This window comes from Arthrobacter sp. MDT1-49-2, from assembly GCF_059090185.1.
This window is the reverse complement of the sequence record NZ_JBNHFK010000003.1, coordinates 65,102-88,508: the sequence shown is the minus strand read 5'-3', so window position 1 is coordinate 88,508 and position 23,407 is coordinate 65,102. Positions and strand designations below refer to the sequence as shown.

At 64.4% G+C, this 23,407-nt stretch carries 22 protein-coding genes; 11 read left to right on the top strand and 11 right to left on the bottom strand.

Features of this window, described 5'->3' with window-relative positions; all coding sequences use genetic code 11:
- The first annotated feature begins 85 nt into the window (after nucleotides 1–85).
- From AC5RTS_RS05330 to AC5RTS_RS05310, 5 genes are all read left to right on the top strand, one after another.
- Nucleotides 86–865, top strand: coding sequence for an amino acid ABC transporter ATP-binding protein (locus AC5RTS_RS05330; RefSeq protein WP_493991040.1), 780 nt, complete (start codon nucleotides 86–88; stop codon nucleotides 863–865).
- A 113-nt stretch (nucleotides 866–978) separates the two neighbouring features.
- Nucleotides 979–1,821 (top strand): glutamate ABC transporter substrate-binding protein, encoded by an 843-nt coding sequence (locus AC5RTS_RS05325; RefSeq protein ID WP_493991039.1) that lies wholly within the window; start codon nucleotides 979–981, stop codon nucleotides 1,819–1,821.
- Between the two features lie 100 nt (nucleotides 1,822–1,921).
- Nucleotides 1,922–2,599, top strand: coding sequence for an amino acid ABC transporter permease (locus AC5RTS_RS05320; protein WP_493991038.1), 678 nt, complete (start codon nucleotides 1,922–1,924; stop codon nucleotides 2,597–2,599).
- Nucleotides 2,596–3,477 (top strand): amino acid ABC transporter permease, encoded by an 882-nt coding sequence (locus AC5RTS_RS05315; protein WP_493991037.1) that lies wholly within the window; start codon nucleotides 2,596–2,598, stop codon nucleotides 3,475–3,477. Before AC5RTS_RS05320 ends, AC5RTS_RS05315 begins: the two co-directional genes overlap by 4 nt.
- 173 nt (nucleotides 3,478–3,650) lie before the next feature.
- Nucleotides 3,651–4,502, top strand: a complete 852-nt coding sequence (locus AC5RTS_RS05310) for a WD40 repeat domain-containing protein (protein WP_493991036.1) — start codon at nucleotides 3,651–3,653, stop codon at nucleotides 4,500–4,502.
- 136 nt (nucleotides 4,503–4,638) lie between these two features.
- Here AC5RTS_RS05310 and dapE read toward each other — a convergent pair whose 3' ends face one another.
- Nucleotides 4,639–5,730 (bottom strand): succinyl-diaminopimelate desuccinylase, encoded by a 1,092-nt coding sequence (gene dapE / locus AC5RTS_RS05305; RefSeq protein ID WP_493991035.1) that lies wholly within the window; start codon nucleotides 5,728–5,730, stop codon nucleotides 4,639–4,641.
- 33 nt (nucleotides 5,731–5,763) lie between these two features.
- On the opposite strand from dapE, the gene dapD reads away from it, so the two are divergent.
- The 3 genes from dapD to galE all read left to right on the top strand — a co-directional run bounded on the left by dapD (nucleotide 5,764) and on the right by galE (nucleotide 8,723).
- Nucleotides 5,764–6,747 carry a 2,3,4,5-tetrahydropyridine-2,6-dicarboxylate N-succinyltransferase gene (gene dapD / locus AC5RTS_RS05300; RefSeq protein ID WP_493991034.1) on the top strand — a complete coding sequence of 328 codons (984 nt, stop codon included), beginning with the start codon at nucleotides 5,764–5,766 and terminating at the stop codon, nucleotides 6,745–6,747.
- A gap of 31 nt (nucleotides 6,748–6,778) precedes the next feature.
- The gene (locus AC5RTS_RS05295) at nucleotides 6,779–7,642 is read left to right on the top strand and encodes a transglycosylase SLT domain-containing protein (RefSeq protein WP_493991303.1); all 864 of its coding nucleotides are present in this window, start codon (nucleotides 6,779–6,781) and stop codon (nucleotides 7,640–7,642) included.
- Nucleotides 7,643–7,706: 64 nt separating this feature from the next.
- The gene (gene galE / locus AC5RTS_RS05290; protein WP_493991033.1) at nucleotides 7,707–8,723 is read left to right on the top strand and encodes a UDP-glucose 4-epimerase GalE; all 1,017 of its coding nucleotides are present in this window, start codon (nucleotides 7,707–7,709) and stop codon (nucleotides 8,721–8,723) included.
- A gap of 115 nt (nucleotides 8,724–8,838) precedes the next feature.
- Here the strand turns inward: galE and AC5RTS_RS05285 are convergent, their stop codons facing one another.
- The 3 genes from AC5RTS_RS05285 to fdxA form a co-directional block, all read right to left on the bottom strand.
- Nucleotides 8,839–10,131 (bottom strand): citrate synthase, encoded by a 1,293-nt coding sequence (locus AC5RTS_RS05285; RefSeq protein WP_493991032.1) that lies wholly within the window; start codon nucleotides 10,129–10,131, stop codon nucleotides 8,839–8,841.
- 198 nt (nucleotides 10,132–10,329) lie between these two features.
- Entirely contained in the window at nucleotides 10,330–11,487 is a 1,158-nt protein-coding gene (dapC, locus tag AC5RTS_RS05280; RefSeq protein WP_493991031.1) for a succinyldiaminopimelate transaminase, read from the bottom strand.
- Nucleotides 11,484–11,807 carry a ferredoxin gene (fdxA, locus tag AC5RTS_RS05275; RefSeq protein WP_227903680.1) on the bottom strand — a complete coding sequence of 108 codons (324 nt, stop codon included), beginning with the start codon at nucleotides 11,805–11,807 and terminating at the stop codon, nucleotides 11,484–11,486. The genes dapC and fdxA overlap by 4 nt, the downstream gene beginning before the upstream one ends.
- Before the next feature lie 142 nt (nucleotides 11,808–11,949).
- Here fdxA and AC5RTS_RS05270 point away from each other — a divergent pair, with 142 nt between their 5' ends.
- Entirely contained in the window at nucleotides 11,950–12,207 is a 258-nt protein-coding gene (locus AC5RTS_RS05270) for a putative acetyltransferase (RefSeq protein ID WP_493991030.1), read from the top strand.
- 151 nt (nucleotides 12,208–12,358) lie between these two features.
- Here AC5RTS_RS05270 and AC5RTS_RS05265 read toward each other — a convergent pair whose 3' ends face one another.
- From AC5RTS_RS05265 to AC5RTS_RS05240, 6 genes are all read right to left on the bottom strand, one after another.
- Nucleotides 12,359–12,754: a hypothetical protein gene (locus tag AC5RTS_RS05265; RefSeq protein WP_493991029.1), complete on the bottom strand. Its 396-nt coding sequence runs from the start codon at nucleotides 12,752–12,754 to the stop codon at nucleotides 12,359–12,361.
- A gap of 64 nt (nucleotides 12,755–12,818) precedes the next feature.
- Nucleotides 12,819–14,741 (bottom strand): translational GTPase TypA, encoded by a 1,923-nt coding sequence (gene typA, locus AC5RTS_RS05260; RefSeq protein ID WP_493991028.1) that lies wholly within the window; start codon nucleotides 14,739–14,741, stop codon nucleotides 12,819–12,821.
- Between the two features lie 397 nt (nucleotides 14,742–15,138).
- On the bottom strand, nucleotides 15,139–16,836 hold the full coding sequence (locus AC5RTS_RS05255) for an ABC transporter ATP-binding protein (protein WP_493991027.1): 1,698 nt from the start codon (nucleotides 16,834–16,836) through the stop codon (nucleotides 15,139–15,141).
- Nucleotides 16,833–17,786, bottom strand: a complete 954-nt coding sequence (locus AC5RTS_RS05250; RefSeq protein WP_493991026.1) for an ABC transporter permease — start codon at nucleotides 17,784–17,786, stop codon at nucleotides 16,833–16,835. The genes AC5RTS_RS05255 and AC5RTS_RS05250 overlap by 4 nt, the downstream gene beginning before the upstream one ends.
- Complete coding sequence (locus AC5RTS_RS05245) at nucleotides 17,779–18,705, bottom strand: ABC transporter permease (RefSeq protein WP_493991025.1); 927 nt, start codon at nucleotides 18,703–18,705, stop codon at nucleotides 17,779–17,781. Before AC5RTS_RS05245 ends, AC5RTS_RS05250 begins: the two co-directional genes overlap by 8 nt.
- Nucleotides 18,706–18,838: 133 nt before the next feature.
- Entirely contained in the window at nucleotides 18,839–20,482 is a 1,644-nt protein-coding gene (locus AC5RTS_RS05240; RefSeq protein WP_493991024.1) for a peptide ABC transporter substrate-binding protein, read from the bottom strand.
- A gap of 446 nt (nucleotides 20,483–20,928) precedes the next feature.
- On the opposite strand from AC5RTS_RS05240, the gene AC5RTS_RS05235 reads away from it, so the two are divergent.
- A complete protein-coding gene (locus AC5RTS_RS05235) occupies nucleotides 20,929–21,540 on the top strand; it encodes an NAD(P)-dependent oxidoreductase (protein WP_493991023.1) in 612 nt (203 codons plus the stop codon).
- A gap of 77 nt (nucleotides 21,541–21,617) precedes the next feature.
- On the opposite strand, the gene AC5RTS_RS05230 is transcribed toward AC5RTS_RS05235, so the two are convergent.
- A complete protein-coding gene (locus AC5RTS_RS05230) occupies nucleotides 21,618–22,613 on the bottom strand; it encodes a hypothetical protein (protein ID WP_493991022.1) in 996 nt (331 codons plus the stop codon).
- 89 nt (nucleotides 22,614–22,702) lie between these two features.
- Here AC5RTS_RS05230 and AC5RTS_RS05225 point away from each other — a divergent pair, with 89 nt between their 5' ends.
- Complete coding sequence (locus AC5RTS_RS05225; RefSeq protein WP_493991021.1) at nucleotides 22,703–23,272, top strand: TetR/AcrR family transcriptional regulator; 570 nt, start codon at nucleotides 22,703–22,705, stop codon at nucleotides 23,270–23,272.
- The last annotated feature ends 135 nt before the right edge of the window (nucleotides 23,273–23,407 follow it).

Below are 23,407 nucleotides of genomic sequence, written 5' to 3'. Positions count from 1 at the left end.
CGATTTAGGTTGCTCTTGAGTCACAATTACCCCTCCCAGTGGCGCCTGACACATGCCTGCAACATAATCTGGTTAGATTTTCCTTATGACCAGTGACACAACCCCAGGCACGTCCGCGCCTGAATCCGCTGCACCGCTTGTTTCGCTGAAGAACGTGAACAAGCACTTCGGGGACCTCCACGTCCTGCAGAACATCAATCTCGACATCGCCCGCGGCGAGGTCGTCGTCGTTATCGGCCCTTCGGGATCCGGCAAGTCGACCCTGTGCCGTGCGATCAACCGCCTCGAGACCATCGACGACGGCGAGATCACCGTTGACGGCGCCGTCCTGCCGGCCGAGGGCCGTGCCCTGGCCAAGCTCCGCGCCGACGTCGGGATGGTCTTCCAGTCCTTCAACCTGTTTGCCCACAAGTCCATCGTGGACAACGTTGCGCTGGGACCGGTGAAGGTCCGCAAATCCAAGCCGGCCGAGGCCAAGAAGCTGGCCATGGAGCTGCTGGAGCGCGTTGGCGTTGCCAACCAGGCCAACAAGCTCCCGGCCCAGCTTTCCGGCGGGCAGCAGCAGCGCGTGGCGATCGCCCGCGCACTCGCCATGAAACCCAAGGTCATGCTCTTCGATGAGCCCACCTCGGCACTGGACCCGGAAATGATCAACGAGGTCCTGGACACCATGGTGGGCCTGGCCAAGGAAGGCATGACCATGGTGGTGGTCACGCACGAAATGGGCTTCGCACGCAAGGCAGCAGACCGCGTCATCTTTATGGCCGACGGACAGATTGTCGAAGAAGCCACGCCCGAAGAATTCTTTACGAATCCCAAGAGTGACCGCGCCAAGGACTTCCTCGGCAAGATCCTCTCGCACTAGACCGTCCACAGCAGTACCGGCAGTACCGCAGTACCGGGGTTTCACCAGTTGGGGGAAATCCTTATGAGGCTAGGTGCCCCGTCCACCGGAGCACCGCAATGCAAGGAGACATCATGCGCAAGACCCGTTACGCCGCAGCAGCAATCGCTGCCGTGGCCGCCCTTACCCTCTCCGCCTGCGGCGGAGATTCCGGCTCCGATTCCGGCAGCGAAGGATCCGGCGAAAAGATCCGCATCGGCATCAAGTTCGACCAGCCCGGTGTCGGCTTCAAGGACGGCAGCGAGTTCACCGGCTTTGACGTAGACGTAGCCAAGTATGTTGCCGAAGAGCTGGGCTACCCCGAGGACCGGATCGAGTTCATCTCCACGCCCTCCCCGCAGCGCGAAAACATGCTCGAGAACGACCAGGTGGACATGATCCTGGCGAGCTACTCCATCACGGACACCCGCAAGGAAAAGATTGCGTTCGCCGGCCCCTACTTCGTAGCCGGCCAGGACCTGCTGGTTGCTTCCGACAGCGACATCAGCGGACCGGACAAGCTCGACGGCAAGAACCTGTGCTCCGTCACGGGCTCCACCTCCGCCCAGAAGATCAAGGACAACTACGCTGCCGGCGTGAACCTGCTCGAGCAGCCCAGCTACGCCGAGTGCGTCACTGCCATGCAGGGCGGCTCCATTGACGCCGTCACCACCGACGACATCATCCTTGCGGGCCTGGCCTCCACGGACGCCAACAAGGGCAAGTTCAAGGTAGTGGGCAACACCTTCTCCGAGGAGCGCTACGGCGTCGGCCTGCCGAAGGACGGCGGACTCGTCAAGTGCGAGGACATCAACACCGCCATTACCAAGATGGTTGAAGAAGGTGCTTGGGAAGATGCCATCAAGAAGAACACCGAAGGCGCTGACTACACCTTCAACGCAGAGCTGAACCCGCCGAAGACGGACGCCTGCGCCTAACCAGTACCACCGGCGCTCCTGCGCCGTCCGTTCCACCCCGAGGCCGGGAGGGCATTCCGCTCTCCCGGCCCGGGCTTCGTCCACCATAAAGAGGTGAAACATGGAGGGTTTTACTGCCCTCTTCGAGCAGTACGACGTCGTCGGCGCTTTCTGGGTCAACATCCAGCTCGCGTTCTGGGCGGCTCTCTGGTCGCTGATTCTGGGCACCGTCCTGGCGCTGATGCGGATCTCCCCGATCCCCAGCCTGCAGTGGTTCGGTGCCGCCTACGTGAATATCTTCCGGAACACACCGCTGACCATCATCATGGTGTTCGGTTCACTCGCCCTCTGGTCGCAGCTGAACGTCAGCCTGTCCTCGGACTTCAACACCAACTTCTTCCGCCTGGCGGTCCTGTCCCTGACGGTCTACCACGCAGCCTTTTTCTGTGAAGCCATCCGCAGCGGCGTCAACACGGTGCCCCTGGGCCAGGCGGAAGCCGCCCGGGCCATCGGCCTCGGTTTCCTGCCGGCCGCACGGATCATCATCATGCCGCAGGCTTTCCGCGGTGCCATTGCCCCGATGGGCAACGTGCTGATTGCCCTGGTGAAGAACACCACCGTGGCCGCCACGGCCGGTGTAGCCGTGGAAACCTCCAGCACGATGAAAACAATGATTGAGTTCTACCCCAACCTGATGACCCAGATCTTCCTGACCTTTGCCATCGGCTACGTCATCATTGTCATCCCCATCGGCCTGCTCACCACCTGGGCCTCGAAGAAACTGGCGGTCGCACGATGAGCGCACAGAACGTCCTGTTTGACGCTCCGGGGCCCAAGGCGCGCCGGAACATCAGAATTGCCAACGTCCTGGGCATCCTGCTGGTCCTGGGCCTGCTCTGGGTGGCAGGATCCGGGCTGGCCGAAAAGGGCCAGTTCGAGGCCGCCAAGTGGACCCCGTTCCTGGAATGGAGCACCTGGCAGTACTACCTGCTCCCCGGCCTGCTTTCCACCCTGAAGGCTGCCGCCGTCGCCGTCGTTGCCTCCATTGCCTTCGGCCTGCTCTTCGGCATCGGACGGCTTTCCACCTTCAAGCCGATCAGCTGGGCCTGCGGGATCGTGGTGGAGTTCTTCCGCGCCGTCCCCGTGCTGCTGATGATGGTGTTCTTCTACCAGTTCCTGTCCAAGTCCACGTCGGTGGATCCGGCACAGGTTCCGTTCTGGGCAGTGGTCATCGCACTGACCCTCTACAACGGTTCGGTCATTGCCGAACTGGTGCGCTCGGGTGTTTTCGGCCTGCCCAAGGGTCAGCGTGAGGCCGGTCTGGCCATCGGCCTGACCCCGGGCCAGTCGCTGCGCAGCATCGAAATGCCGCAGGCCCTCGTTGCCATGCTGCCTGCGCTGCTGAGCCAGTTTGTAGTGATCCTGAAGGACTCGGCGCTGGGTACCTTTATCGGTTACACCGAACTGCTCGAATACGCCCGCCGCCTGGCCTCGGGAGAGGGCAACATCCTGCCGGCCCTGCTGGTCACGGCGGCCATCTTCATCCTGCTGAACTTCCTGCTGACGTTCGCGGCGCAGCGCCTTTCCCGGCGCCTTGGTGCCCGGGCCGGGAAGCTGCTCAAGATCGAAGACACCGTCGAACCCGAAGGCGTCGAGGCTCCCGCTCCGGCCAAATAGCCGCCGAGACCGGAACGGTCACGAATAAGGGGAGGACAGGCATCGCCTGTCCTCCCCTTTTTTTACGACGCGGGGAACGTCCTGCACCGCCTCCGTGGGGACTTGACCGCTATCGGATCCACCGTCAGAGTCCTCGGCATGATCTTCGATGAGCTCGTAGGGGGTGCTCCGTAGTGATCGACCTTCGCCAGGTGGCCGCACCACCGTGGGAAGAGGACCTGCTGGTCACCGCCCGGCCCAAGGGAGTCGTGGACGTGTGGTCACTGATGCGCGATGCGCGCTGCGCCACGTTCGAAACGGTCTGGGACTCCGGCGGCTGGCGGGGGGCACTGGTGCCCGGTGAGCACCCCGTGGTGGTGGCCGGCGCGTGGGAGCGCCACGGCGTGGGCGGGTACGACCTGACGGGACAACGGCTGTGGCAGGACCGCAGCCGCACGAACGTAGAAGCCGTGACTGCCCTGGCTGGAGGTCGTGTGGTCGTCACTCATCTCCGCAGGACCACCCGCGTGCTGGAGGCAGCGACCGGGGAGGAGGTGCGTACCCTGCGCGGGGCGTTGAGAGTGATCGCGCTGCACCCGGATCTCTCGCTTGCAGTAGGTGGCGGTTGGTGCCGCCTGCTGGATCGTTCGCTGGATCCGCTGGGGTCCCGAATTTCGACCGGACTGAATACGGTTTGGTGTGCGGCCAGCGACGGGGAGCACCTGGCGATCAACGAGATAGGCGGACCCTTACGCCTTCTCGACTCCGACGGGCGGGAACGAGCGAGGATAGATGAGCACTTCCGGCATGTTCTCCACGACCCGGTGACGGGGACCTGGGTCGCGGTCCACGAGCCCTCCGATGGGAAGAACTCCCTGTTCCGGTTCAACAACGACGGGGAGATTATGGAGCGCCGCCCCTGGGACCTCCGCATCGGCGGTACAGCGACGATGCGCGGAGGCAAAACGTTGATCCTGATCACGCCTGAAGGCGGGCAGGTCGTGAACGCCGCGGACTGGAGCGTGCGCAGGCTTGAAGCGACGTGAGCCCGGGCGCCGAGCAGCCCGTGGCATTGCCACGGGCTGACGGATGTGCTGCCATCACCAACGACGGCAACAACAGCCGGCTGGTCCCGGACCAGCCGCTGCAAGACTCACGGTTGTTTTTACGCCGTTGCGGGGCTCAGCTCAGCCAGGTGCGCAGCGACGCCAGGCAGGTGCGAATGGCCGCGGCGTCCACATGCTCATTGTCCGTATGGGCCAGCAGCGCATCCCCGGGGCCGAAGTTCACAGCCGGGACGCCCAGGGCACTGAACCGGGCGACGTCGGTCCATCCGTATTTGGGCTTCGGCTCTGCACCTACAGCGGCCACGAAACTCGCTGCAGCAGGCAGCGTCAGGCCCGGGCGGGCACCGGCGGCGGCATCGGTGCGAACGACGTCGAACCCGTCCAGCAGCGTCCGCACATAGGCTTCGGCCTCCTCGATGCTCTTGTCCGGGGCGAAGCGGTAGTTGATTTCCACGGTGGCGGCATCGGGAATGACGTTGCCCGCCGTGCCGCCCCAGACCTTGACCGCGTTGAGTGATTCCCGGTAGTCCAGTCCCTCCACGGACACGGTGGCGGGTGAATGGTCGCGCAGCCGCACCAGGATTTCAGCGGCGGCGTGGATGGCGTTCTCCCCCATCCAGGCGCGGGCGGAGTGTGCGGCGCGTCCGGTGGTGGTGGCGTGGAAGCGCATGGTGCCGTTGCAGCCGCCCTCCACGGTGCCGTTGGTGGGCTCCAGCAGGATGGCGAAATCAGCCTTGAGCCACTCGGCGTGGGATTCAGCCAGTCGTCCGAGGCCGCTGAGGGACGCGTCCACTTCCTCGTGGTCATAGAAAATGTAGGTGACGTCCCGGGTAGGGTCGGTAAGCGTGGCGGCCAGGACCAACTGGACCGCCACCCCGCCCTTCATGTCCGTGGCACCGCGCCCGTACAGAACCTCCCCGTCCCAGGACGGCGGTACCGTCCCCCGCGAACCGGGAACAGTCGGCAGGGGCACGGTGTCCAGATGCCCGGCCAGGATGACCCGCTCACTCCGTCCGAGGTTGGTCCGGGCCACCACGGAGTCTCCGTCCCTGGACACCTCCAGGTGGGGGTAGGCGCGCAGGGCGTTTTCCACTGCGTCGGCAATCGTCTTTTCGTTGCCGGAGACGCTCTCAATCGCCATCAGCGCAGCCGTAAGTTCCGCTACGTCGTCGGTAAGGTCCAGAAAAGGCACAGCTGTATCAGTCACCGTCCCACAGTACCGCTCGGTAGACTGGAGCCCATGACTTCAAGCTCCGCCCCCACCACCGCCGAAACCACAGACAGCCGCACTGCCTCGGGCCTTGGCCTGGCCACCGTCACTTCCGACGGCACGGTGCTCGATGTCTGGTTCCCCCGCCCCGTTCTGGGCACTGCCGAGGCCGACGCCGCACTGCGCAGCGACCTCGAGGCCGCTGCCGAGGCCCTGGCCGACGGCATCCGCGGAACGCATGGGCAGGTACTGGATACGCAGATCGACCTCGACGCCGCCCCCGCCGACACGGCCGATGCCTACCTGAGGCTGCACCTCCTGTCCGCCCGTCTGGCCGCACCCAACACCATTAACCTGGACGGCATCTTCGCCTCCCTGCCCAACGTTGTCTGGACCAACCACGGCCCGTGCGCCGTGGCGGACTTTGAGTCCGTCCGCCTGCGGCTTCGCAGCCGGGGCCCGGTCACGGTATTCGGCGTGGACAAGTTTCCCCGGATGACCGACTACGTACTGCCCTCGGGTGTCCGGATTGCCGACGCCGGACGGGTCCGCCTCGGCGCCCACCTGGCCGAGGGCACCACCGTGATGCATGAAGGGTTCGTGAACTTCAACGCCGGGACCCTGGGCACCTCCATGGTCGAGGGCCGCATCTCCGCCGGCGTTGTCGTCGGTGACGGCACCGATGTCGGCGGCGGGGCCTCGATCATGGGCACTCTCTCCGGCGGCGGCAAGGAGAAGATCACCCTGGGTGAGCGCGTGCTGCTGGGCGCGAACTCCGGCGTCGGCATCAGCATCGGCGATGACAGCGTGGTGGAGGCGGGCCTGTACGTTACCGCCGGCACCCGTGTCAGTGTTGCCTCCCCTGACGGCGGCGAGCCACGCGTAGTGAAGGCCTCGGAGCTCTCGGGCGTGCCCAACCTGCTGTTCCGGCGCAACTCCGCCACGGGCGCCGTGGAGGCACTGCCCCGCAACGGGCGCACCGTGGAGCTGAACTCCGCACTGCACGCCAACTGACGCCCGGCACACACGCGACGACGCCATGGCCATGCTCCGGCAGCAGGAGACCCGCAGCTTTAGGCTGCTGGTCCTCCTGCTGCTGCTCTGCGTGCTCGCCTTCGCAGCGCTGTTCGCCGTGTCCGCCCTGTCGAAAAAGAAACACACTCCGGTGATCTCGGAACGCTGCGTGGCCGCCGTGGGCGGGGCGGAATACTCCCTGACGCTGGAACAGGCTACCAACGCCTCCGTCATTTCCGGCGTGGGAGTTGCCCGCGGCCTGCCGCCGCGGGCAGTCTCCATTGCACTGGCAACGGCCCTGCAGGAATCCGGGCTGCGCAATGTGAACTACGGCGACGACGCCGGCCCGGATTCCCGCGGACTGTTCCAGCAGCGGCCCTCCCAGGGGTGGGGCAGCGAGGAACAGGTGATGGATCCCGTCTATGCGGCCAATGCCTTCTACAACGGCCTGGAACAGGTTCCGGGATATCTGGACCTGCCGATCACCGAAGCGGCACAGGCCGTGCAGCGCAGCGCCTTCCCGGATGCCTACGCCAAGCACGAGGGTCCGGCACGCGCGTTCGCATCAGCGCTGACCGGTCAGAGCCCTGCCGCATTGTCCTGCACCCTGCGGGCACCGGTGACAGCCTCTGACCCTGCGGCAAGCGCCTCGGCCGCCGAGGCGATCTACGGGTCGCTGGGCGGCACGGTGCTGGGTCCGCTGTACCTGGCGGACGTCAGCGGCAGCTACGGCTGGTCGGTGGCCTCCTGGTTTGTGGCCAACGCCAAGGCGCTGGGCATTGAATCGGTGGCCTACGACGGGCGGACCTGGCATGTCGGTACGGCCGTCTGGGAGGAATCAGAGGCTGCCGCCGGGCAGGTAGCCGTCACGGTTTTCACTCCCCCGGAAGAGTAAATGCCGGTCCGCGCACCCGGCACGGAGAGCGCAACGCCGGCGCGAAGCGTTTAGGCTTAGGATCATGCGCATTCTAGTCACCGGTGGCACCGGTTATATCGGATCCCACACCACCCTCGCCCTGCTTGAAGCCGGGCACGACGTGGTGGTGCTGGACAACCTTATGAATTCCAGCGAAGAATCCCTCCGCCGTGTTCAGGAACTGACCGGCCGGAAGGCTGAGTTCGTCCGCGCCGATCTGCTCGATACCGCGGCACTCGAGGAGGTCTTCGAAGGCGGCAGCATTGACGCCGTCATCCATTTCGCCGGCCTCAAGGCGGTGGGCGAATCGGTGGCGAAGCCGCTGTATTACTACCACAACAACGTTGTGGGGACGATCAACCTGCTCGAAGCAATGGACCGGCACGATGTGCGGACCCTGGTCTTCTCCTCCTCGGCCACGGTGTACGGCGCCTCCGAGGAAGTGCCCCTCACGGAGGACGCCCCGCTGGACGCCGTGAACCCGTACGGCCGCACCAAGGAACAGATCGAGGACATCCTCAGTGACCTTGGTGCTGCGGACGGGCGCTGGAACATTGCGCTGCTGCGTTACTTCAATCCGGCAGGCGCCCATGAATCAGGCCGCATCGGCGAAGATCCCACGGGCATCCCCAACAACCTGCTGCCGTTTGTGGCCCAGGTAGCCGTGGGACGCCGCGAGAAGGTCCTGGTCTTCGGCAACGACTACCCCACCCCCGACGGCACCGGTGTCCGCGACTACATTCACGTGGTGGACCTCGCCGCCGGGCACCTCGCCGCCCTGGCCTACCTCGGCGAAAACTCAGGAGTGTTCCGCTGGAACCTGGGCACCGGCAACGGCTCCTCTGTTCTGGAGGTGCTGACCGCTTTCTCGGACGCGGCAGGCAAGGACATCCCCTACGAATTCACCGACCGCCGGCCCGGCGACGCCGCCGTCAGCTACGCGGACCCGTCCGCCGCGCACCGGGACCTCGGCTGGCGCGCCGAACGGTCACTGGCGCAAATGTGCGAGGATCACTGGCGCTGGCAGAAGAACAACCCCGAAGGCTACGCCGGGTCCTAACCCGCTTTCCGCCAACCGGGTTGGCAGATAAAAAGGGAAGGTCCCCGGAAATTTCCGGGGACCTTCCCTTTTTATCCTTTTTCGTCGGTTTCCTGCCGGTAATCCGGCGGAACCGCTAGCGCTGCGGGTAGTTACGCTCCGGGGCGCCCGTGTAAAGCTGGCGCGGACGGCCGATCTTCGTCTGCGGATCCTGCATCATTTCACGCCACTGGGCAATCCAGCCCGGGAGGCGGCCAATGGCGAAGAGGACGGTGAACATCTTCTCCGGGAAGCCCATGGCCTTGTAGATCAGGCCCGTGTAGAAGTCCACGTTCGGGTACAGTTTGCGCTCGATGAAGTAGTCATCGGCAAGTGCCTTTTCCTCCAGGCGCATGGCGATGTCCAGGAGTTCGTCGTTGCCGCCGAGCTTGCCCAGGATTTCATGGGCCGTGGCCTTGACGATCTTGGCCCGCGGATCGTAGTTCTTGTAGACGCGGTGCCCGAAGCCCATGAGCTTCACGCCGTCTTCCTTGTTCTTGACCTTCTCCATGAAGGTCTCCGGAGCCATGCCGGTGCCCTGGATGTCACGCAGCATGTTCAGTACGGCCTCGTTGGCGCCGCCGTGCAGCGGGCCGAAGAGTGCACTGATGCCGGCCGAAACGGAGGCGAACATGTTCGCGTTGGAGCTTCCGACCAGACGCACGGTGGAAGTGGAGCAGTTCTGCTCGTGGTCCGCATGCAGGATCAGCAGCAGGTCCAGCGCCTTCACCAGGTCCGGATCGATTTCGTACGGCTCGGCCGGCAGGCCGAAGGAAAGCCGCATGAAGTTCTCCACCAGGTTCATGGAGTTGTCCGGGTAGAGCATCGGCTGGCCGATGGACTTCTTGTGCGCGTAGGCAGCAATCACCGGCAGCTTCGCCATCAGGCGGACGGTGGAAAGCTCCACCTGTTCTTCGTCGAACGGGTCCAGGGAATCCTGGTAGAACGTGGACAGCGCGCTCACCGCGGAGGACAGCACCGGCATCGGGTGGGCGTCGCGCGGGAAACCGCCGAAGAAGCCCTTGAGGTCTTCGTGCAGCAGGGTGTGGCGCCGGATCCGCTGGTCGAAGTTCTCCAGCTCGGTGGGCGTGGGCAGTTCCCCGTAAATCAGCAGGTAAGAGGTCTCGAGGAAACTCGAGTGCTTGGCCAGCTGTTCAATCGGGTAGCCGCGGTACCGCAGGATGCCCTGGTCACCATCGATATAGGTGATCGCGGACGTAGTGGCCGCCGTGTTCATAAAGCCGGGGTCAAAAGTGACGGTGCCGGTCTGCTTCAGCAGCTTGGAAACGTCGAATCCGTCGTTTCCTTCCGCTGCGGCAACGCGGGGCAGCTCAAGCTCATCTTCCGGTTTTGGGCCGTACTGAAGCTTGGCACTGGGTTGCTCAGTCATTAAGTCTCCTTTAGGAGTTTTCGAAACCGCCGCTATGTACATCCGCTTCCGACTGACATAGTGCATTCCGCTAAACTATTTCGCTAAAACGCTACCGGTTTCAGTGCCCTTACCACTAATCGGCAGGGGCACTGTTGTACAAGCGCAACATGGACCGGGGCCCGTCCGGCGCGGGTCCCCATCATTTTTTGTGCCGCACTATTCCTGTGACGCCGCTTCCAGCCGCTGCGCCGCCGCACGGACGTCCTCATCCGAGCCGGTCAGGGCAACCCTGATGAAGCCTTCGCCCGCGTCACCGTAGAACACCCCCGGGCCTACCACTATGCCAAGTTCGGCGAAGCGGCCCACGGTTGCCCAGGTATCCTCACCCGCAGTGGCCCACAGGTACAGTCCCGCCTCGGAGTGTTCAATGGTCAGTCCGAAGGATTCCAGCGCCGGCACCAGGAGGTCACGCCTGGCACGGTACAGCTCCTTCTGGGCGGCCACATGCGTATCGTCACGCAGGGCCACCGCCATGGACGCCTGCACGGGTGCGGGAACAATCATGCCGGCATGCTTGCGGCTGTTGACCAGATTCGCGATGATCGCCGGGTCCCCTGCTGTGAAGGCAGCCCGGTACCCGGCCATGTTCGACTGCTTGCTCAGCGAGTACACCGCGAGCAGGGACTCATGGCTTCCGCCGCTGACGCGCGGGCCAAGGATGCTGGGGACGGGCTCGCCGTCGAGTGACGGGTCCCAGCGGCCCCAGCCGAGTTCGGCGTAGCATTCGTCGGAGGCCACCACCGCTCCCACCTCGCGGGCCTGCGCCACGAGGGCAGCCAGCGATTCGGCGGAGCGGACAATTCCGGTGGGGTTGCCCGGCGAGTTGACCCAGATCAGCCGGACACGCGCACGCGTCTGATCGTCGAGGTCATCGAGGTTGTCCGCCGCCACCGGCGTCGCACCGGCGAGAACCGCTCCCATGTCATAGGTGGGGTAGGCAACCACGGGCCGGACGACGACGTCGCCCTCCCCCAGCCCAAGCAGCAGCGGCAGCCAGGCCACCAGTTCCTTGGAACCTACCGTGGGCAGCACGGCCGCCGGATCGAGGCCGGGCACCCCGCGGCGCCGGGCGAACCATTCCGAGACGGCCTCCCGCAGGTCGGCGGTGCCGTGGGTGGTGGGATACCCGGGAGCGTCTGCGGCGGCTGTGAGGGCATCACGGACGATCCGGGGCGTGGGATCCACCGGCGTGCCGATGGACAGATTAACGGCGCCTCCGGGGTGCTCCGAGGCGCGGCGCTGGTACGGAGCCATGGCGTCCCAGGGGTACTCCGGCAGGTTCAGGCCGAAGGCCCGGGAGACGGCCGGGCTCATGCCTGGTTCTGCGGAGGAAGGGCCGCGATGATCGGATGGTCCTTGTGCGTGTTGCCGACCTTGGCCGCACCGCCCGGAGAGCCCAGGTCGTCAAAGAATTCGACGTTGGCCTTGTAGTAGTCCGCCCATTCCTCGGGCGTGTCATCCTCGTAGTAGATGGCCTCAACCGGGCAGACGGGTTCGCACGCACCGCAGTCAACGCATTCGTCCGGGTGGATGTAGAGGGAGCGTTCGCCTTCGTAGATGCAGTCCACGGGGCACTCTTCAATACATGCCTTGTCTTTTACATCCACGCACGGCTGCGCAATTACGTACGTCACGTCCCTTGCCTTCCTGATCTGCGTACCCCCGCCGTTCGGGCGGAGACTCGCTTGGGGTGTTGGTTCCACGTTAGTAGCCGAAACCATTATCTCCCAGCCGGGACGCCCGGTGAGCACCGCGCCCCGGACATAGGATGGAGTAATGAACCCCGAGCAGCCTGCCGATCTCCTGCAACGGCTGGCGCCGGGAGAGCGCGTGGTGGTGCGCTACCGGATCGAAGGCGGCTTTACGGACGCCCTGGGCGTCCTGCTCCGGTCCGGCAGCGAGGACTGCACCGTCTCCACCCGGCGCGGCGACGTGGTCATCCCGTATCTGCTGGTGACAGCCGCCAAACCCGTCCCACCGGCACCTCCGCGCCGGGAACGGAAATCCCCATCTGAGGCCGTTTCCTGCCGCTAGTTCCGGCCGGATACGGCTCCGGGTTGGATTCGGCTCCGGGTTGGATTCGGCTCCGGGTTGGATTCGGCTCCGGGTTGGATACAAGTCGATGCCGGATACGCCAAAGGCCGCCGGAAGGAATCTTCCAGCGGCCTTTACTGTCAGGTGCGCGTCAGGCCCCGGCTGCGGGCGGCTGCCCTGCGGCACGGTCCCGGCCCAGCACGCGTGCGCAGATCAGGACGGCGGCGATGGTGGCCACCGCCTGTCCGAACAGCCAGAGCAGGCCGGCAGTTACTACGGGCGGCTGCTCCTCTGCATTGGCGCCGGTGACAATCAACGGTGCCTCATTCAGCAGGTCAAGGGAGAACAGGCCGAGCACCAGATACGTCACCGCACCCGTCACGGCGCTGAGTACGGCATTGCGCCGCCACAGGCCCACCAGCAGGGCAATAGCGCAGCTGAACACTACTGCCAGCAGGGCACCCACCGGCAGGCCGGTGTCGCCCGCATAGACCACGTGGTTGTGCAGCGAGGTCCCCAGCACCGCAGCCAGGATCCCGCCGGCCACAGCGGCAAGAGGCCCCCGCCAGCGCGGGGACCTCTTGCCGGAATCTGCCGAAGTGGCGATGGTGCTAGTTCTTTGCGCGGGCGCGGTTGGCCTTGGCGCGCTCGTTGGCGTCAAGGATCAGCTTGCGGATGCGGATGGACTCCGGAGTGACCTCCACGCATTCGTCCTCGCGGGCGAATTCGAGGGACTCTTCCAGGGTAAGCTTCCGCGGCGGGGTGAGGTTTTCGAAGGTGTCCGAGGAAGCGGCACGCATGTTGGTGAGCTTCTTTTCCTTCGTGATGTTCACGTCCATGTCATCGGCGCGCGAGTTCTCGCCAACGATCATGCCTTCGTACACCTCGGAGGTGGGCTCCACGAAGAAGGAACCGCGTTCCTGCAGGTTGATCATGGCGAACGGCGTCACAACGCCGGCGCGGTCGGCAATCATCGAACCGTTGGTGCGGTACTCGATGGGGCCGGCCCACGGCTCGTAGCCTTCGGCGATGGACGCGGAGATGCCGGCGCCGCGCGTTTCGGTGAGGAAGCGCGTGCGGAAGCCGATCAGGCCGCGGGCGGGAACAATGAATTCCATCCGGACCCAGCCGGTGCCGTGGTTGGACATGTTGACCATGCGGCCCTTGCGGGCGGCCATCAGCTGGGTGACAGCGCCGAGGTATTCCTCGGGGACGTCGATGGTCATGTGTTCCATCGGCTCGTGGATCTTGCCGTCGATGGTCTTGGTGACAACCTGCGGCTTGCCCACGGTCAGTTCGAAGCCTTCGCGGCGCATCTGCTCCACGAGGATGGCCAGCGCGAGCTCGCCGCGGCCCTGGACTTCCCAAGCGTCGGGACGCTCGGTCGGAAGGACCTTGAGCGAGACGTTGCCGATCAGTTCCTTGTCGAGACGGTCCTTGACCTGGCGGGCCGTGACCTTGGCGCCCTTGACCTTGCCGGCCAGCGGCGAGGTGTTGATACCGATGGTCATGGAGATCGCGGGATCGTCAACGGTGATCAGCGGCAGCGGCTTGGGGTTGTCGACGTCGGTCAGGGTCTCACCGATGGTGATGTCCTCGATACCGGCAACGGCAACGATTTCGCCGGGGCCGGCGGATTCGGTTGGTACGCGCTCCAGTGCCTTGGTGGCCAGGAGTTCGGTGATCTTGACGGTCTTCATGGTGCCGTCCTGGCGGGCCCAGGCAACCTGCTGGCCCTTGCGGAGGGTGCCGTTGAAGATACGCAGCAGGGCCAGACGGCCCAGGAACGGCGAGGCGTCAAGGTTGGTGACGTGCGCCTGAAGGACACCTTCGGGATCGTACGTCGGAGCCGGAATGTGCTCGAGAATGGTCTGGAACAGGGGTTCCAGGTTGTCGTTGGCCGGTGCCTCGCCGTCGGCGGGCTGCTCCAGGGACGCGGCACCCACACGGGCTGCAGCGTAGACAACGGGAACGTTGAGGACCAGGTCAAGGTCCAGATCCGGCACTTCGTCCGCGAGGTCGGAGGCCAGGCCGAGCAGCAGGTCCATGGACTCGCTGACAACTTCGTCGATCCGGGCATCGGGGCGGTCGGTCTTGTTGACCAGCAGCACTACGGGGAGCTTCGCGGCCAGCGCCTTGCGCAGCACGAAGCGGGTCTGGGGCAGCGGGCCTTCAGAGGCGTCCACGAGCAGCACCACGCCGTCGACCATGGACAGGCCGCGCTCGACCTCACCGCCGAAGTCGGCGTGGCCGGGGGTGTCGATGACGTTGATGGTGATGGTTTCGCCGTTGGCAGCCGGGCCGTTGTAGAACACCGTGGTGTTCTTGGCCAGGATGGTGATGCCCTTTTCGCGCTCCAGGTCACCGGAGTCCATCACGCGTTCTTCCACGTCTCCGTGGGCGGCAAACGAGTTCGTCTGCTTCAGCATGGCGTCGACGAGGGTCGTCTTACCGTGGTCAACGTGGGCCACAATAGCAACGTTGCGGAGATCGCTTCGCACTGCGCTGTTTACAGCCGTGTTGGTTTCTGACATGCGTGAGGACTCAATTCATAGGAGATCAGTTCGGGGTGTTTCATATCGGCCGGGTTTGGTTCCGGCGTATCCGGCTGTTCTGTACGAATGCTGATTCAATCTCTTGCTCAATCACCAGTCAGAATCCACCGAAGGCCCCGCCGTCAGCGGGCACGCTAACATTCTAATCCCAAGACCATATTCTCCCTAATGCGGTAATCCGGCGGCCCCCGGCGCCGGCTTCCGCGAGGACCCGTGGCGCCGGTATTTGCGCCGGTATTAGCGCTGATCTCCGCACCGGCGCGGCGCGCCTTTCCCCCCGCCCCGGATCAGGACGCAGGCGCCGCCATCGGGCCCGGACGCAGGGAAGGCGGGGAACCGTACCGGTCCCCCGCCTTCATGCCTCACCGCCGTGCTGCTAGGCGACCTCGGGCGGCAGTTCGAGCCGCGATCCGGGGATGGCTGCCAGCAGGGCCTGGGTGTAGGCCTCCCGGGGGTTGTCGAACACATCGTCCGTGCTTCCGGTTTCCACGAGCTTGCCCTTTTCCATGACGCAGACATAGTCCGCGATCTGGCGCACCACGGCCAGGTCATGGGTAATGAACAGGTAGCTCAGGCCCAGTTCGGACTGCAGGTCCGCGAGGAGGTTCAGGATCTGTGCCTGCACCAGCACGTCAAGTGCCGAGACAGCTTCATCACAGATGACCACCTCAGGGTCCAGTGCCAGGGCACGGGCAATGGCCACGCGCTGGCGCTGACCGCCGGAGAGCTCGTTCGGGAAGCGGCGCATCACCGAGGAGGGCAGGGCGACCTGGTCCAGGAGCTCGCGCACCTTGGCCTCCCGGCTCTTCGCGTTGCCGATCTTATGCACCCGCAACGGCTCTTCGATGGTGCGGAAGATGTTGTACATCGGGTCCAGGGATCCGTAAGGGTCCTGGAAGATCGGCTGCACCCGGCGCCGGAATTCGAAGAGGCGCTTGGAGTTCAGCGTGGTCATGTCCACCCCGTTGAACAGGATGGAGCCGCTGGTGGGCGTCTCCAGGTTCAGCACCATCCGCGCCACGGTGGATTTGCCCGAACCGGACTCGCCCACGACGGCGGTGGTGGTGCCGCGCTTGATGTTGAAGGAGACGTTGTCCACGGCGGTGAAGTCCGTGGATTTACCCAGCCCGTTGCGCAGCTTGAAGACCTTGGTCAGGTCCTTGACCTCGATGACGTTGTCCGCTGCCTTCAGCTTCGTCTGGTCCTCGGAGGTCAGCAGGTCCGCGCTCTCCACGCCCAGGCTCTTCGCGGAGTCAATCCGCTTGGAGGCCAGGGAGGGTGCGGATTCCACCAGCTTGCGGGTGTACGGGTGCCGCGGGTTGGTGAGGATCTCCAGGGCGGGCCCGGACTCGACAACCTGGCCCTTGTACATCACGACCACCTTCTGAGCGCGTTCAGCGGCCAGGCCCAGATCGTGGGTGATCAGCAGCACCGCGGTGCCCAGTTCATCGGTCAGCGTGCCCAGGTGGTCCAGGATCTGCCGCTGGACGGTCACATCCAGGGCCGACGTCGGCTCGTCCGCAATCAGCAGGCGGGGCCGGCAGGACAGGCCGATGGCGATGAGCGCACGCTGGCGCATGCCGCCGGAGAATTCATGCGGGTACTGCTTGGCCCGCCGTGCCGCATCCGGGAGGCCCGCCTGCTCCAGCACCTTGGCGATGTCGGCAGGGGCATGCGGCAGTCCGTTGGCCCGCAGGGTTTCCTTGACCTGGAAACCGATCTTCCAGACCGGGTTCAGGTTGGACATCGGGTCCTGGGGCACCATGCCGATGGAGCTGCCGCGCAGTTCCTGGATCCGCTTGGGGCTGGCCTGGGAGATGTCCTCGCCGTCAAAGATGATCTGTCCCCCGCTGACCCGGCCGTTGCCGGCCAGCAGGCCAATGGCGGCCAGGGCGGTGGTGGACTTGCCCGAACCGGACTCACCCACGATAGCCACGGTCTCACCGGGCATAACCGTCAGATGTGCGTTCCGGACAGCCTCAACCTCGCCGTTGGCGGTGGCAAAGCTGATGGCAAGGTCACGGATTTCCAGCAGCGGCTGGACGGCCGCAGCGTTTTCGGTGTTGATGGTCATCGTTTGCGCGCCTTCGGATCAAGAGCATCACGGACCGCGTCGCCGAGCATGATGAAGCTCAGCACGGTAATGGAAAGTGCGGCGGCGGGCCACAGCAGCGTTGACGGGTTTGAGCGCAACGAGGTCTGTGCAGCCGAGATGTCATTACCCCACGACATGATGCTGGGCGGCAGCCCGATGCCCAGGAAGGACAGCGTTGCCTCGGCAACAATGAACGTACCCAGCGAAATGGTGGCGATAACGATCACAGGTGCCAGGGAGTTCGGGATCACGTGCTTCATCAGCGCCGAGAACTTCGAAACACCCAGCGACCGCGAGGCCACCACAAAGTCCGCGTTGCGCACTGAAATCACGGCGCCGCGGGTAATACGTGCCACCTGCGGCCAGCCGAATATGAGCAACGTAAAGACCACCGTGATGATGGTCCGGTTTTCGCGGAAGGCCGGCAGCTGCATGATGATGATGGCGCCGAGGATCAGCGGCAGTGCAAAGAAGATGTCGCCGAGGCGGGCCAGGATCGCGTCCAGCCAGCCGCCGTAGTAACCGGCCAGCGCGCCCAGGATGCCGCCGATGACGACGACGGCGATGGTGGTCAGCAGGCCGACCAGAACCGAGGCGCGTGTGCCGTAAATGACGCGGGCGTATACGTCACAGCCCTGGAGGGTGAAGCCGAGCGGGTGTCCTGAAGTGGGACCACCGTTCGAGTTGGCCAGGAGGCAGCCTTCATCCGGGGATGCACTGGTGAACAGGCCCGGGAACGCGGCCACGGTCAGGATCAGCAGGATCAGCAGGGTCGAAATGATGAACAGCGGCTGCGTGCGCAGGTTCCGCCAGGCTTCGCCCCACAGGCTCAGCGCCTTGGTTTCTTCCTTGACGCTGTCGGTCTCGGCCAGAGGGGTTTCCTCCAGCGGTGCCACATAGTGCTCGGTGCTTGCGGTGTCTTTATGCATAACGGATCCTCGGATCAAGCCAGGCGTACAGGAGGTCTACGAGAAGGTTGGCGATGACGTAGACGAAGACGAGGACACTCACGATCGATACGATGGTGGGTCCCTCGCCCCTGATGACCGACTGGTAAAGTCGCTGCCCCACGCCGGGGACGTTGAAGATGCCTTCGGTGACAATGGCGCCGCCCATCAGCGCACCCAGGTCTGCCCCGAGGAAGGTCACAACGGGGATCAGTGAGTTGCGCAGGATGTGCACGGTAACCACGCGCGGCCGTGACAGGCCCTTGGCGGTGGCGGTGCGGACATAGTCGGCATTCATGTTCTCGATCACGGATGTGCGCGTCAGGCGCAGCACATAGGCGAAGGATGCCAGGCCCAGTACCAGGGCCGGCAGGATCAGGTCCGTAAACCCGGCATCGCCGCCGACGGTGGGCGAGGTCCATTGGAGTTTGACGCCCACTATGAACTGCAGCAGGAAACCAAGGACGAACACGGGAATGGCGATGACGATCAGGGAAACAACCAGGACCGTGCTGTCGAAGAGCTTGCCCTTCTTCAGACCGGCGATCAGGCCGAAGATAATGCCGAAGACAGCTTCGAAGATCAGCGCCAGGATGGCAAGGCGGATCGTGACGGGGAAGGCCTGGGCCAGAACGGCGGAGACCTCACGTCCGGAGAAGTCGATGCCGAGGTCGAAGGTCACCAGGTTCTTCAGGTACAGCAGATACTGCACGATGAAGGGCTGATCCAGGTTGTACTGGCTGCGCAGCTGCGCAGCAACGGCCTCATTGACCGGCTTGTCACCGAACAGTGCGGCAATCGGATCGCCGGGCAGGGAGAAGACCAGGAAATAGACAAGGAAAGTTGCCCCGAAGAATACGGGGATCATTTGAAGTACACGTCGAAGGACGTAGCCGGCCATTAGGGTTGGCCTCCTGCCAGCTGGGGGGGATTTAGGTCTCGCATGTTTTGTATACCTGTTCTTGGTAAGAACCCGAATACAAGCCGGGGCCCGGCCTTCTGGCCGGGCCCCGGATCGGTCGGTCTAGATGGTGCTACTTGGCCGTGACGTTGTAGTAGACCGGGACGCCGTTCCAGCCGGTTTCAACGTTTTCCACGTTGTTGCTCCAGCCGGACTGAGCCACCTGGTACCACAGCGGGATGACGGGGAGGTCCTTCAGCAGGACTTCCTGTGCCTGGTTGAAGATCTCGGCACCCTCTTCAGGAGTGGAAGCCGCGAGGCCTTCGCTCAGGAGGTTATCGAATTCTTCGCTGGAGTATTCACCGTCGTTGGAACCTGCCCCGGTGCCGTACAGCGGGCCGAGGAAGTTGTTCAGCGACGGGTAATCTGCCTGCCAGCCGGTACGGATGGCACCGCTGAGGGTCTTGGCAGTGGCGTCTGCGCGCAGTTCCTTGAACGTTGCGTAGGGCTTGCCTTCAGCGTTGATGCCGAGGTTGTTCTTCAGGCCGTTGGCTACGGCGTCCACCCACTCCTTGTGGTTGGCGTCAGCGTTGTAGCCGATGGTGAAGGGCTTGTCGGCGGGCCAGGGCTCGATGTCCTCAGCCTGCTGCCACAGCTCCTTGGCCTTCTCGGGGTTGAACTCCAGCACCTCTTCACCGGGGATGCTGTCGCTGTAGCCCTCGATCACCGGAGCGGTGAATTCCTTGGCCGGTTCACGGGAACCGGAGAAGATCACCGAAGTGATTTCGTCCCGGTCGATGGCCATGGAGATGGCCTGGCGGCGCAGCTGGCCGGCCTCACCGGAGAACTCGGGCAGGTAGCCCGGGATGGTGATGGTCTGGTTGCCTGCGTATGCCTTTTCGGAGTAGCGGCCCTCGCCCAGATCGGTCTTGAACGTCTTCAGTGCCGAGTTCGGCATGGTGTCCAGGATGTCCAGGTTGTCCGACTGCAGGTCTGCATAGGCAGCATCGAAGGAGGAGTAGAACTTGAAGGTCACTCCGCCGTTCTTCGGGACACGGGTACCGGTGTAATCCGGGTTGGCGACGAGGTCAATCTGGACCTCGTGCTGCCAGGCGTCGTCGCCGTCGAGCATGTACGGACCGTTGCCGACGGGCTTTTCGCCGAAGGCGGCCGGATCCTCGAGAGCTGCAGCCGGCAGCGGGAAGAAGGCCGTGTAGCCGAGGCGCTGCGGGAAGTCAGACTCCGGCTGGCTCAGCTTGACGGTGAACGTGGTGTCATCAACAACGGTCAGGCCGCTCATGGTGTCTGCCGTGGCGCCTTCAGCGCTGACTTCGTCATAGCCTTCGATGCTCTCGAAGAAGTACGAGTTCAGCTGGGCGTTCTTCGCAGCGGCACCGAAGTTCCAGGCATCCACGAAGGACTTGGCCGTGACCGGGTCGCCGTTGGTGAACTTCTGGTCCGCCTTCACCTTGATGGTGTAGGTCTGGGAATCTTCGGTCTCGATGGACTCTGCCAGCTCGTTGACCGTGTTGCCGTCAGCGTCGTAGCTGACCAGGCCTTCGAAGAGAAGGTCCATGATGCGTCCGCCGCCAACTTCGTTGGTGTTGACCGGCATCAGCGGGTTCTGCGGTTCGGTGCCATTAGCAGTAATGATCGCGGTGTTGTCGCCTTCACCGGAGCCTTCGGCCGATTCGTCGGATCCTCCACCGCAGGCGCTCAGCGCGAGTGCGGCAACAGCCGCTACGCTCAGCATTTTGGAAGTGCGTGTGACGCGCATTCCGCCTCCTAAGTTCTGTTCGGTTCCGGCGTTGTCACGCCGGTGTTGCGGCTCCGCCAAATGGTGAACCGACTCACAAAGCCAACAGCATAAGCCCAAGTTGATTCGCGGCGGTAACAAACTAGGGGTGCCGCCCTAACACAGGGGCATCAGTCACCATCGGCCGGCGACGAAAGACGCTCCCCACATGGGATTAAAGCGCATCTGGGCGGCCGGTAACAATTTGGCATACCGGCGGTCCATTACATGCAATGACATGTCATATTTGCCTGTTCGGTGCGACACTTGACCGCTGTTTTGCCTGCACCACAACCGGGGCGCCGGCCGGTGTATTGGCGGGCAGGGTCCGGACATCCTGCGCCGGGAGCGCACGGCCCGCGGGGCCGGTCCGCGGTAAAATCGCAGCTCAGGTGTACACCGCGCCCGACGACGGATTAGAGGATTCAGTGAAGATCGCAATTATCGGCGGGTCCAAGGGCACCGGAGCACAGTTGGCAGAGCTGGCACGCACGGCGGGCCATGATGTCACGGTCCTCTCACGGAGCGGGAAGGCTCCCGCCGGCGTGACCGTACTTACCGGCGATGCCACCGACCCCGCGGCTGCCGGGCGCACCGTGGCGGGAGCCGACGCCGTCGTCGTCACCGTGGGCGGCGCCAAAGGTGTTCCGAACCAGCGGGCCGCGGTGACCAGGGCCGTGATCCGTGCCATGCAGGAAAACGGTGTGGACCGGCTTATTGTGCAGTCCTCCCTGGGTGCGGGAGACTCGGGTTCCCAGATGCCCGCACCGCTAAGGGCCATCATGAAGATGGTCCTGGCCAAGGCCCTGGCGGACCACAACGAGCAGGAAGCTGCCGTGAAGGATTCCGGGCTGGCCTGGACGATTGTCCGGCCGACGGGGCTCACGGACAAGGAACCCGCCGGTAGGTGGAAGGCGCTCGAGACCACCGACGCCGGCCGGCTGGGCGGTTCAATTCCCCGCCGCGACCTCGCGGCGTTCATGCTGGAGACCCTTACCGACGGTTCCACTGTCGGCAAGGCTTTTGGCGTCAGCAGCTAGGAGGCCGGGCGCCTCAGGCAGCCCGGGTTCGTTCTGGATGCCTGTGGGGTGAGGGACTGCCCTTTACTTCCCCGTGGCTACTGCCTCTTCCGGGCCATGGAGGCCTTAATAACCGGCCCGCTGAACCACAGTGCCGCTCCGGCCAGGACCCAGACCCCCAGCGTCAGTGCGGCGGCGCCACCGCCGACGCCGCCGAAGTACGCAACGGAGCGCACGAGCGTGCCGGCAGCACCGGGCGGAAGGAGCTGGCCGATCATCGCGACCCCGCCCGGCAACCACTGGGCGCTGGTGGCGATGCCGGCAAAGGGATTGCCGACAAACATCATGGACATGGCCGCGATGGTGAACCCCTTGGTGCCAAAACACTCATTGAGGCCGGCCAGGGGCAGCGCGAGCGCCGCGATGCCCAGCGCCACACTCGCCGCCACCGGAACCAGCGGTCCCTCGATGCTGCCGAACAGATATTTCAGCACGGCGGCGACAACGAAGCCTCCCGCGACCGAGAAGCCGGTAAGCCCGGCGAAAATCCACCAGCGCTGTCCGGACAGCATCGAGCGGAACGCCACGGCGGGCACAATGCCGCCGAACACCAGCGGAAAGGCCAGTCCGCCGATACCCACGCCGGTCGGGTCTCCCGCGGGAAGCGGAACCACGTCCACGATCCGGGCTGTCTGTCCCATGCCGCCGGCCATTGTGGCCCCGACATTGCTGACTGTTCCTGACACCGCCGTAGAGCCGGCACTGGCAACATAGACGGTCATATCCGGATCCGTGAAGTTGAACCCGCCGACAATTTCCCGGTTCCGGATTCCCGCCTCGAGCTCATCTGCGCTCTCGTAGGGCTGCACCATGAAGGCACCCGGTGACTGGTCTTCCAGTGTTTCTGCAACTGATGCCGCCCGGTCCTCGGAACCCACCACGCCCAGGGCCAGGTCCCGCGGTCCGGAGTGGAGCGAGGGCGAGATGAACAGCATCAGCAGGGCCAGCAGAATGACAGAGAGTCCGAGGGTCAGACCGGCCCAAACGGCCGCGTGCTTTCGATGCGAGCCGGAGGACGGCGGTGGGGATGACATGGTTCCTTCTTCTTTCGGAGGTATTTCCTCCGCTTATACGGAAGATATTCCTCCGGTTTAGACTGGGGGTCAACTTGAAGGAGGCGTGGATGAGAGCCGACGCAGCACAGCGAAGAGACGCGATCATCAGCCATGCGAGACATGTGTTTGCTGCGCGGGGCGGTGACGTTGCTTTGGAGGCAGTGGCTGCCGCCAGTGGCGTGGGCATTGCGACGCTCTACCGGAACTTCCCCTCCCGTGAGGACCTGGTCCGCGCGGTGATCGAGGACATGGTGCGGGAGATCCTGGAGATCGTTGCCGAAGCACGCGGCGCTGCCCAAGAGGACCCGGCGGAAGCCTGGAAGGGCTTGCTGGCCAGGTTGATGGACATGGAACTCGGAGCCCTGACCGATGGTCTTGACCTGCAGGCCGGGGCAGGACCAGCCGCGGCAGAGGCATCCCCGCTCGCGCAGATCCAACAGCCCGCCCTCGACGCACTGGAAGAGCTGCTGACACTACTGAAGCGCAGCAATGCCGTACGGAGCAGTATTACTGCCCTCGGGGTCGTGGTGGCAGTGGCCACCATGACCCGCCCGCAGGTGCCGGCCATCCGCGACGCAGCTCCCGGCGTCCCGGAACAGCTCGCAGAGGCCTACCTCCTCTGGAGCAGCACGGTGTAATCCGCCATAGTTGCAGCCCTGCCCCGGCGCTGAGAACGCTCACCGGGCGGGACCTGCCCGGCACCACTGACCGGCGGTTTGCTAGACTTGACGAGGCCTTCGGGCCTATCACGGCATCGATGACACGACACGCGG

Coding starts and splice junctions, on each gene's coding strand:
- AC5RTS_RS05330 (WP_493991040.1), top strand. CDS start 86: ATGACCAGTGACACAACCCCAGGCACGTCCGCGCCTGAATCCGCTGCA.
- AC5RTS_RS05325 (WP_493991039.1), top strand. CDS start 979: ATGCGCAAGACCCGTTACGCCGCAGCAGCAATCGCTGCCGTGGCCGCC.
- AC5RTS_RS05320 (WP_493991038.1), top strand. CDS start 1,922: ATGGAGGGTTTTACTGCCCTCTTCGAGCAGTACGACGTCGTCGGCGCT.
- AC5RTS_RS05315 (WP_493991037.1), top strand. CDS start 2,596: ATGAGCGCACAGAACGTCCTGTTTGACGCTCCGGGGCCCAAGGCGCGC.
- dapD (WP_493991034.1), top strand. CDS start 5,764: ATGACTTCAAGCTCCGCCCCCACCACCGCCGAAACCACAGACAGCCGC.
- AC5RTS_RS05295 (WP_493991303.1), top strand. CDS start 6,779: ATGCTCCGGCAGCAGGAGACCCGCAGCTTTAGGCTGCTGGTCCTCCTG.
- galE (WP_493991033.1), top strand. CDS start 7,707: ATGCGCATTCTAGTCACCGGTGGCACCGGTTATATCGGATCCCACACC.
- AC5RTS_RS05285 (WP_493991032.1), bottom strand. CDS start 10,131: ATGACTGAGCAACCCAGTGCCAAGCTTCAGTACGGCCCAAAACCGGAA.
- dapC (WP_493991031.1), bottom strand. CDS start 11,487: ATGAGCCCGGCCGTCTCCCGGGCCTTCGGCCTGAACCTGCCGGAGTAC.
- AC5RTS_RS05270 (WP_493991030.1), top strand. CDS start 11,950: ATGAACCCCGAGCAGCCTGCCGATCTCCTGCAACGGCTGGCGCCGGGA.
- typA (WP_493991028.1), bottom strand. CDS start 14,741: ATGTCAGAAACCAACACGGCTGTAAACAGCGCAGTGCGAAGCGATCTC.
- AC5RTS_RS05255 (WP_493991027.1), bottom strand. CDS start 16,836: ATGACCATCAACACCGAAAACGCTGCGGCCGTCCAGCCGCTGCTGGAA.
- AC5RTS_RS05250 (WP_493991026.1), bottom strand. CDS start 17,786: ATGCATAAAGACACCGCAAGCACCGAGCACTATGTGGCACCGCTGGAG.
- AC5RTS_RS05245 (WP_493991025.1), bottom strand. CDS start 18,705: ATGGCCGGCTACGTCCTTCGACGTGTACTTCAAATGATCCCCGTATTC.
- AC5RTS_RS05240 (WP_493991024.1), bottom strand. CDS start 20,482: ATGCGCGTCACACGCACTTCCAAAATGCTGAGCGTAGCGGCTGTTGCC.
- AC5RTS_RS05230 (WP_493991022.1), bottom strand. CDS start 22,613: ATGTCATCCCCACCGCCGTCCTCCGGCTCGCATCGAAAGCACGCGGCC.
- AC5RTS_RS05225 (WP_493991021.1), top strand. CDS start 22,703: ATGAGAGCCGACGCAGCACAGCGAAGAGACGCGATCATCAGCCATGCG.